Here is a 7,822-nt window from a genome sequence, read left to right as displayed (position 1 = left end):
GGCGACAAGGGAAAGGCCGATAAGCCATGAGGCTGGTCGATGCCAGTCTCCAGCCATCGACGCTCGACGACCTCATCGCGCCGAGCCGCGATCATTGTGTCCCGAAAATCCGAGCTGATCACGCTGGCGTCGTCGCGCCGGCGCGAATGATCATCTCTGCGGTTCCACTCAAACAATGCCCAGAAGACATCTCTTGCGACTTGGGAGGACGATGATGGAATCAAGAACATCCACGCGCCAAAGGCTCGTGACATTGGTGGTCGCGTTGCTGGGAATTGCACTTCTGTACCTCGCCCTGGGCGACGTTGCGCTCGCGGAGGATGCGGGCCCGCCCGCTTGCGGCGGCAAGATCCTCGAGAAGTGCACGCCCAATCCCGGCGATACCGCCTGGATGCTCACCTCCGTTGCGCTGGTGCTGATGATGACGGTCCCGGGGCTCGGGCTGTTCTATGGCGGCATGGTGCGCAAGAAGAACGTGGGCGATACCGTGATGACGAGTTTTGCGGTGACGTGCCTGGTCACGATCCTGTTCGCGATCCTGACCTACAGCCTGGCCTTCCGCGCCGGCACGCCGTTCATCGGCGGGCTGGACCGCATGTTCCTGAAGGACATCCTCAGCGACATCGGCAAGGGCGGAATCGGTAACCCCAATCCGCTTGCGGCGACCATTCCGGAAAGCGTCTACATCTGCTTCCAGATGACCTTTGCGATCATCACGCCGGCGCTGATCGCAGGCGCGTTCGCCGAGCGGATGAAGTTCTCCGCGATGCTCTGGTTCATCGGCTTGTGGGCGATCTTCGTCTATGCGCCGATCGCGCATTGGGTGTGGGGCCCTGACGGCATCTTCTCCTCCGGCAACGACGCCGCCTGGGTCAAGGTGCTCGACTTCGCCGGCGGGACTGTCGTGCACATCAATGCCGGCGTGGCAGGCCTGATGTGCGCCATCATGCTCGGCAAGCGCAAGGAGGCGGGACCGGCCCACAACATGGTGCTGACCTTCATCGGCGCCTCGCTGCTGTGGGTCGGCTGGTTCGGCTTCAACGCGGGCTCTGCGGTGACGGCAGGCATGCAGGCCGGCATGGCGATGCTGGTGACGCAGATCGCGACCGCCGTTGCCGGCTTTACCTGGATGCTGGTCGAGTGGTCGCTCAAGGGCAAGCCGACGGTCGTCGGCATCTGCTCGGGCGCGGTCGCGGGCCTCGTCGCCATCACGCCCGCGTCCGGCTTCGTCGGCCCGATCGGCGCTTTCGTGATCGGCATCGCGGCCGGTGTTTTCTGCTACTGGGGATGCACCGGACTCAAGAGCATTTTCAGTTATGACGACGCGCTCGATTGTTTCGGCGTCCACGCCGTCGGAGGCATTGTCGGCGCGCTGCTCACCGGCATCTTCGCCGTCGAGCAATATGGCGGCACCGCGGGGGCTCTGGAGGGAAATCCGGGCCAGTTCATCAACCAGTGCATCGGCGTCGCCACGGTCTTTGTCTACGACGCCGTCGTCAGCCTGATCATCCTGTACGTGATCAAGCTGTTTATCGGTTTGCGGGTGTCGGAGGATATGGAGCGCGACGGTCTCGACCTCGCACTGCATGGCGAGGTCGTGCACTAGATCGCCGATGACGATGTTGAACCAATCCGGCCATCCGCGTGCCCAGCGGATGCGCCGGCACGGGAGAAGGCACGATGACCGAGATCTTTGCGCAAGGTGACCTGCTGATTGAGCGGGTACCCGATGTGGCGCCATCGGGAACGCTCGCCGAAGCCGCCGAAGGTGTGCCGCTGGTCCTCCTGGAGGGCGAGGCCACGGGACACTGTCACGCGATCCGCGAACGCGTGACGCTGTTTCGCGACGACGATCTGGCGCGCGACATTCCAGCCGGGCTCTATGTCGGGCATCTCCTGATCGCCTCGGCCTATGCGCGGGTGACGCATCAGGAGCATGCGCCGTTGACGCTGCCGCGAGGGACCTATCGGGTCCGTCGCCAGCGCGAGCTTGGGCCTCGGGATGCGCGCGTCCTCGCCGACTGAGCAGGCGCTGTCCGCGGAGCAGACGGCGGCGTTTGGCGATTACCGTGCGCGGTGGAGAGCCATATGGCGCTCGACTGCACCTGCCGATCGCGACACCGCGGAACAGGGCGTGCGGCTTGCTTATCAGGCCGCAGGACTGGAGCCGCCGGCCCGCATCGTATGGTGCGACAGCCCGCTGGCGCTGGCTGGGCTTGCCGTCCGGATGTCGCGCGATGACGGCCGCAATGTGCGCTTTCGTCTCGTCGATCGCCTGCGCCGGCGCATAGCTTCGCTAGTCGAAGCGCGGGTTCACCGGAAGGTGCTTGCCGCGGTCGACAGCGCAGTCAATCCCGCCGACCTGCTGGTCGCCGCTGCGGCTGAGGCGGTGATACGGAACGTGCCGGAGCAGAATCTGTCCATGCTGGGCCAGCTGCGCCGAACCGGTCTGTCGTTGCCCGGCGTGCAGCAGGCCCTCACCGCCCCGCGGGGCTTTTCGAACTGCGCAGCGGGGCCGCACGATCTGTCTTGGCTTGGCGCGTACGATTATCTCCGCGAGGTCCTTGGTCTGCGCGCTGAGACGGAGCCGCTACGCGGCCTGATGCGGCTCGCGACGAGTGTGGGCTGGCTGCTGCCGCACGAGCGCACCTGCCGGCTCGCGGATCGACCGAACCTCATGTGCGGTGACGCGCGCGACCGGCTGCATCACGCAGGCGGTCCGGCGCTGCGTTACCCCGACGGCTGGTCGATCTGGGCCTGGCGCGGGGTGGAGGTGCCCCGCTGGATCATCGAACATCGGGACCGGATCACGCTCGCTGCGATCGACGAGCAAGTCGACGTCCAGGTCCGCCGCTGCATGATCGAGATCATGACGCCGGAACGTTACGTCGCGTTCGGCGGCGCCACCCGTGTGGCCGAGGACGAGACCGGAATCCTGTGGCGCCGCAACTGGCTCGCCGCGGACGCTTGGGCGGCCGTGGAGGTCATCAACGCCACGCCTGAGCCGGACGGCACGCGCAGGCATTTCTTCCTCCAGGTGCCGGCCAATCTGCGCACGGCGCGCGAAGCAGTCGCATGGACCTACGGCATGAGGGCGGAGGCCTATGCACACCTCGTGCTGAGGACGTGATGCATGCTTGGTCGCTAGCTGCGGTAGTAGCGCCACATCCGCAGGAAGGTGCGATGAATCATGTCCGGCGGCTGATCGAACGGCTCGACATTGATCCGCACCATGTTGGTGTGGCTCATCCGCCAGGGCAGGCGCATGAGCCAGCGCCAGACCGGCTGCTTGCGCCAGTCGGCCACCAGCGCGCTGGTTAGCGGCGCGTTCAGTACGATCTGGAGTTCATGCACCGTCATGGCGCGCTCGGCGATCTCGACAAGATCGATGCGCTCGACGGCGCGCCACCGGATCAGGCCAAAGGCCTGAATGAAGATGCCATATTGGTTCGCGCCGATCGTGGGACGGCCGGTCTCGAGCAGCGGAATGTTGTAGTAGGTAAACCCGGCCGCGAGTGCCGCGAGCGCAAGCCAGTAGAGCGCGCCGGTGAGAAGCGCGGCCGTGCAGAAGATCGCGGCCAGCGCCGCCGTGACGTAGACCGGGAAATAAGTATCGTCGCGGCCATAAGCGACCGAATAGCCACCGACATGTCCCTCGTCCAAGGCTGCGATCATGGACGTGGAGGCTACGACCATTGGCCGCAAATAAAAACGGGGTCCGCGAGGGCCCCCGTAAAACTCAGCAGCATTGGCCGATCTTACTTGATCTCGACGACTTGGCCGCCTGCGCGCCAATCAGGCAGGCAGGAGGGAAGACTGATCCTGCCTCGACCGCCACGCAGACAGTAGGCCTTCGAGTTCGAGGCGAACGTTGTCCACCACGCTGGCCCAGTCACCTCTCTTGGGTTGCCTAAACAGCTTCATCGACTGATACCACGGACTGTCGTCGCGGTTGAGCAACCAGCGCCAGTCCGGGTTGAACGGCACCAACGTCCAGACGGGCGCGCCCAGTGCGCCCGCGAGGTGAGCGACGCTGGTGTCGACCGAGATCAACAGATCGAGACGGGAGATCAGCGCTGCTGTTTCACTGAAATCCGTCAGATGTTCTGTGAGGTCGACGATGTCCGAGCGTTCGGCAAGGAAAGCCCGGTCCTGATCGCGGACGCTTTTTTGCAAGGAGATGAACTGGACGTCGCAATCCAGCAGCGGCGCGAGCGTGCGCACCGTCATCGATCGATTGTGGTCGTTCTTGTGATCCGGATTGCCAGCCCAGACCAGACCGACGCGGAAGCGGGTGCGGGGACCAAGCCGGTTGTCCCACGCCTTCGCGCGCGACGCTGGGGGCGCAGGAACGTAGCCTTGCGCGAGCGGGATCGTATCGAGCCGCGTCCTGAACGCCAGCGGCAGCGTGCCGAGAGGGCAGTGCAGGTCGAACGCCGGCGGAGACGACCGGCCGGCACACTCTGCGACCCCGGCGATGCCGCCGAGACACTGCTGGATCGGAGGTTCGACCTCCAGGATGACGCGAGCCCCGAGTGCGGCCACCATCGGCACATAGCGCGCGAACTGAATTGCATCGCCCAGTCCCTCATCGGAGTGCAGCAAGATGGTCTTGCCTTCGATCGGCTGGTCGCCACGCCAAAGCGGTTTTGAAAAGCCGCGATCGACCAGACCGACAGACGGAAGTCGCCAACGCGCCTCGCGCGCGATCCAGCCTCGCTCGAAATCGCCGGTCAGGAGCTGAAGCGTCGCCAGATAGAACAGCGTTTGCGCATCGTTGGGGGCGGCCGCCAGCGACCTCTGCAGGGTCGCGAAAGCTTCATCCAGCAATTGCAGATGCAACAAGACCACGGCCTTGTTGTTGAGCACGGCGTGAAAATCCGGTCGGAGCGCCAGCGCCCGATCGAAGCAGGCAAAGGCCTGTTCCAGCCGGCCAAAGCGCCAATGCAGCAGGCCGAGATTGTTGTGCGTCTCCGCGAGGCGCGGATCCAGCGCAATGGATTTATCGTAGTCGGTCTCCGCGTCCTCGAAGCGGTTCACCGCCGAGAGGCAAACGGCGCGCATCTGGTACAGGGCTGCCGATGGATTCAGCTTCTCGGCGACGTCGAAGCATTTTATGGCATCCGCGTGACGGCCGAGTTCGAGCAGCAGCATGCCGCAGTTTTGCGCTGGCTCCCAATATTGCGGATTGAGCTTCAGGGCCTGCTGGTAATGCAGCACAGCTTCGTCGTTCTGCGCGAGTTGCCAGAGCAGGTTGCCGATGTGATTCCAGAGGCCCGCATCATCAGGCTTGAGGCTCAAGGCGTGGCTGTAGTGCTGCCGGGCGTCCTCGAGCCGACCATGCCGCTCCAGCACCGTGGCGAGGCTCAGGAGGTACTCTGCCTTCGGGGCCTGCTGGACGGCGCGCCCGATCCATTCAACGGCGGCGTCAGGCTGACGCGCGCGAAAACAAAGCACGCCCAGCAAATGGAGGGCATCCGGGTGTTGCTCGTCCAGCGTCAGCGCCTGCTGGCAACAGAGCTCGGCCTCCGCAAGTCGTCCCAATTGAAGATGCGCGAAGCCCGCCTGGCAAAGCGCCGCCGGCGTCGCTTGTCCGGATGGTATGGCACTGGCCTCGCTGCGATTCATGAACGGCTGGAAATTGTCGCGCTCCGGGCTGGTGAGTTAGAGCGGTGGAGGTCGTAGCAGCCTCGCAATTGAAGGCGGCACTTCCTTCTAACCACGCCAGGATTTCGCGAGGCTGACGGCTCCCTTGGCTCCTGCCACTCCACCAACTCCAAAGCACACCAGGGTTACGAAGAGCACCAGGAGGGTCCAATCGCTGTGAATGCCTTCCTTTGCGTGACCGAGAAGCGAGATCCCGATCGACAGAGCCGCGAACGCAAGCGTGGCTGCGCCAAGCGCGAATCCCAGCAAGCCTGCGAGCAAAACAACCAACGGCGCTCTCATTTCCCCCATCCGAAATCCCTCCGTCATTGCGAGCGCAGCGAAGCAATCCAGAGTGTCTCTGCGGAACGGCTCTGGATTGCTTCGTCGCAAGGGCTCCTCGCAATGACGGCGTGGAGAGAGGCCCAAACGAAAACGGGGCCCGAAAGGGCCCCGCAAACTCTTCAATGCTATCGCCGATCTTACTTGATCTTGGCTTCGCGGAATTCGACGTGCTTGCGCGCCACGGGATCGTACTTCTTCTTGACCAGCTTGTCGGTCATGGTGCGCGAATTCTTCTTGGCGACGTAGTAGAAGCCGGTGTCGGCCGAGGACACGAGCTTGACCTTGATGGTGACCGCTTTGGCCATGTTCTGAACCTCAGAATATTGGGGAATCTGGAGCCGGCCAAACGGCCCGCGTTGGCCGGCAACCTAGCCAGAAACCGCCTGATGTCAAGGTTTTACACCCCGAGAACCACTCAAATCGGACCCTTCAGGCCTCGAAGAAGCGGTTTTTGGGCCGGGGAAGGCCCAGATTCTCCCTCAAAGTGGTCCCTTCATACTCTTTCCGGAAAATCCCGCGCCGCTGCAGCTCCGGGACCACCTTGTCGACGAAATCGTCGAGCCCTGCGGGGACGAACGGGAACATGATGTTGAAGCCGTCGGAACCGCGGCCGACCAGCCATTCCTCCATCTGGTCGGCGATGGTTTTCGCCGTGCCGACGAAGGACAGCCCGCCGTAACCGCCGACGCGCTGGGCGAGCTGGCGTACGGTGAGCTTGTCGCGCCTGGCGAGGTCGACCATGCGCTGCCGGCCGCTCTTGCTGGCGTTGGTCTCCGGGATCTCCGGCAATTGTCCATCCGGATCGAAGCCGGAGGCATCGGTGCCGAGGACGACCGAGAGCGAGGCGATGGCGCTGTCGTAGTGCACGCGGCTGTCGAGGAGGGCGCGCTTCTCCTTGGCCTCGTCGATGCTGTCGCCGACCACGACGAAGGCGCCGGGCAGGATTTTCAGGTGCTCGGGATCGCGGCCGATCTTTTCCATGCGACCCTTGATGTCGGCGTAGAGCTTTTGTCCGTCAGCGAGGCTGCCGCCGCCGGTGAACACGGCTTCCGCGGTCTCGGCCGCGAGCTGCCTGCCGTCCTCGGAGGCGCCGGCCTGCACGATCAGCGGCCAGCCCTGCACCGGGCGGGCGATGTTGAGGGGGCCGCGGACCTTCAGATATTTGCCGTTGTGATCGAGCACATGCATTTTCGACGGCTCGAAGAAAAGCCCGCTCTCGACGTCGCGGACGAAGGCGTCATCGGCGAAGGAGTCCCACAAGCCGGTGACGACGTCGTAGAATTCGCGGGCGCGCTTGTAGCGCTCGGCGTGCTCCATGTGGTCGTCGAGGCCGAAATTCAGCGCCGCATCCGGGTTCGAGGTGGTGACGATGTTCCAGCCCGCGCGCCCGCCGCTGAGATGGTCGAGCGAGGCGAAGCGCCGCGCCACATGATAGGGCTCGTCGAACGTGGTCGATCCCGTCGCGATCAGGCCGATGCGCTCGGTGACGGCGGACAGCGCCGACAGCAGCGTGAACGGCTCGAACGAGGTCACGGTGTGGCTGCGCTTCAGCGCATTGACCGGCATGTTCAGCACGGCGAGGTGATCGGCCATGAAGAAGGCGTCGAACTTGCCGGCCTCGAGCTTCTGAATCAGCGTCTTGATGTGGCCGAAGTTGAAATTGGCGTCGGGCCACGCCCCGGGATAGCGCCAGGCGCCGGTGTGGATGCTGATCGGGCGCATGAACGCGCCAAGCTTGAGTTGCCGTTGTGCCATCGCGCCCAAAATCCCGTTCTGGTGTCGTTGGGGAAAGACATAGGCACGAGTGGGAACTCCGCCATTGGGGGAGACG

General features: G+C 64.2%; 8 protein-coding genes. 3 read left to right on the top strand and 5 right to left on the bottom strand.

The annotated features are described in order from the left end of the window. Positions 1–230: hypothetical protein (locus FXB40_RS48730; RefSeq protein ID WP_210352173.1), on the bottom strand; the 230-nt coding region annotated here is incomplete at its 3' end. Here FXB40_RS48730 and FXB40_RS20035 point away from each other — a divergent pair. From FXB40_RS20035 to FXB40_RS20025, 3 genes are all read left to right on the top strand, one after another. Continuing rightward, positions 212–1,606: an ammonium transporter gene (locus FXB40_RS20035; RefSeq protein ID WP_187436998.1), complete on the top strand. Its 1,395-nt coding sequence runs from the start codon at positions 212–214 to the stop codon at positions 1,604–1,606. The genes FXB40_RS48730 and FXB40_RS20035 overlap by 19 nt on opposite strands. A 74-nt stretch (positions 1,607–1,680) precedes the next feature. Next, positions 1,681–2,025 carry a hypothetical protein gene (locus FXB40_RS20030; protein ID WP_210352172.1) on the top strand — a complete coding sequence of 115 codons (345 nt, stop codon included), beginning with the start codon at positions 1,681–1,683 and terminating at the stop codon, positions 2,023–2,025. Then, positions 2,003–3,130, top strand: a complete 1,128-nt coding sequence (locus FXB40_RS20025) for a DUF6745 domain-containing protein (RefSeq protein ID WP_148773878.1) — start codon at positions 2,003–2,005, stop codon at positions 3,128–3,130. Before FXB40_RS20030 ends, FXB40_RS20025 begins: the two co-directional genes overlap by 23 nt. A 14-nt stretch (positions 3,131–3,144) precedes the next feature. Here FXB40_RS20025 and FXB40_RS20020 read toward each other — a convergent pair whose 3' ends face one another. The 4 genes from FXB40_RS20020 to FXB40_RS20005 form a co-directional block, all read right to left on the bottom strand. After that, positions 3,145–3,675, bottom strand: a complete 531-nt coding sequence (locus tag FXB40_RS20020; protein WP_148773877.1) for a hypothetical protein — start codon at positions 3,673–3,675, stop codon at positions 3,145–3,147. A gap of 120 nt (positions 3,676–3,795) precedes the next feature. After that, entirely contained in the window at positions 3,796–5,628 is a 1,833-nt protein-coding gene (locus tag FXB40_RS20015; RefSeq protein WP_148773876.1) for a tetratricopeptide repeat protein, read from the bottom strand. Between the two features lie 500 nt (positions 5,629–6,128). Next, the gene (gene rpmG, locus FXB40_RS20010) at positions 6,129–6,296 is read right to left on the bottom strand and encodes a 50S ribosomal protein L33 (protein WP_007603295.1); all 168 of its coding nucleotides are present in this window, start codon (positions 6,294–6,296) and stop codon (positions 6,129–6,131) included. Between the two features lie 124 nt (positions 6,297–6,420). Beyond that, positions 6,421–7,746: an LLM class flavin-dependent oxidoreductase gene (locus FXB40_RS20005; RefSeq protein WP_148773875.1), complete on the bottom strand. Its 1,326-nt coding sequence runs from the start codon at positions 7,744–7,746 to the stop codon at positions 6,421–6,423. Between the last annotated feature and the right edge of the window lie 76 nt (positions 7,747–7,822).

Source organism: Bradyrhizobium rifense (genome assembly GCF_008123425.1).
Taxonomy (GTDB): Bacteria; Pseudomonadota; Alphaproteobacteria; order Rhizobiales; family Xanthobacteraceae; genus Bradyrhizobium; species Bradyrhizobium rifense.
This window is presented reverse-complemented; position numbering and strand designations above follow the sequence as displayed.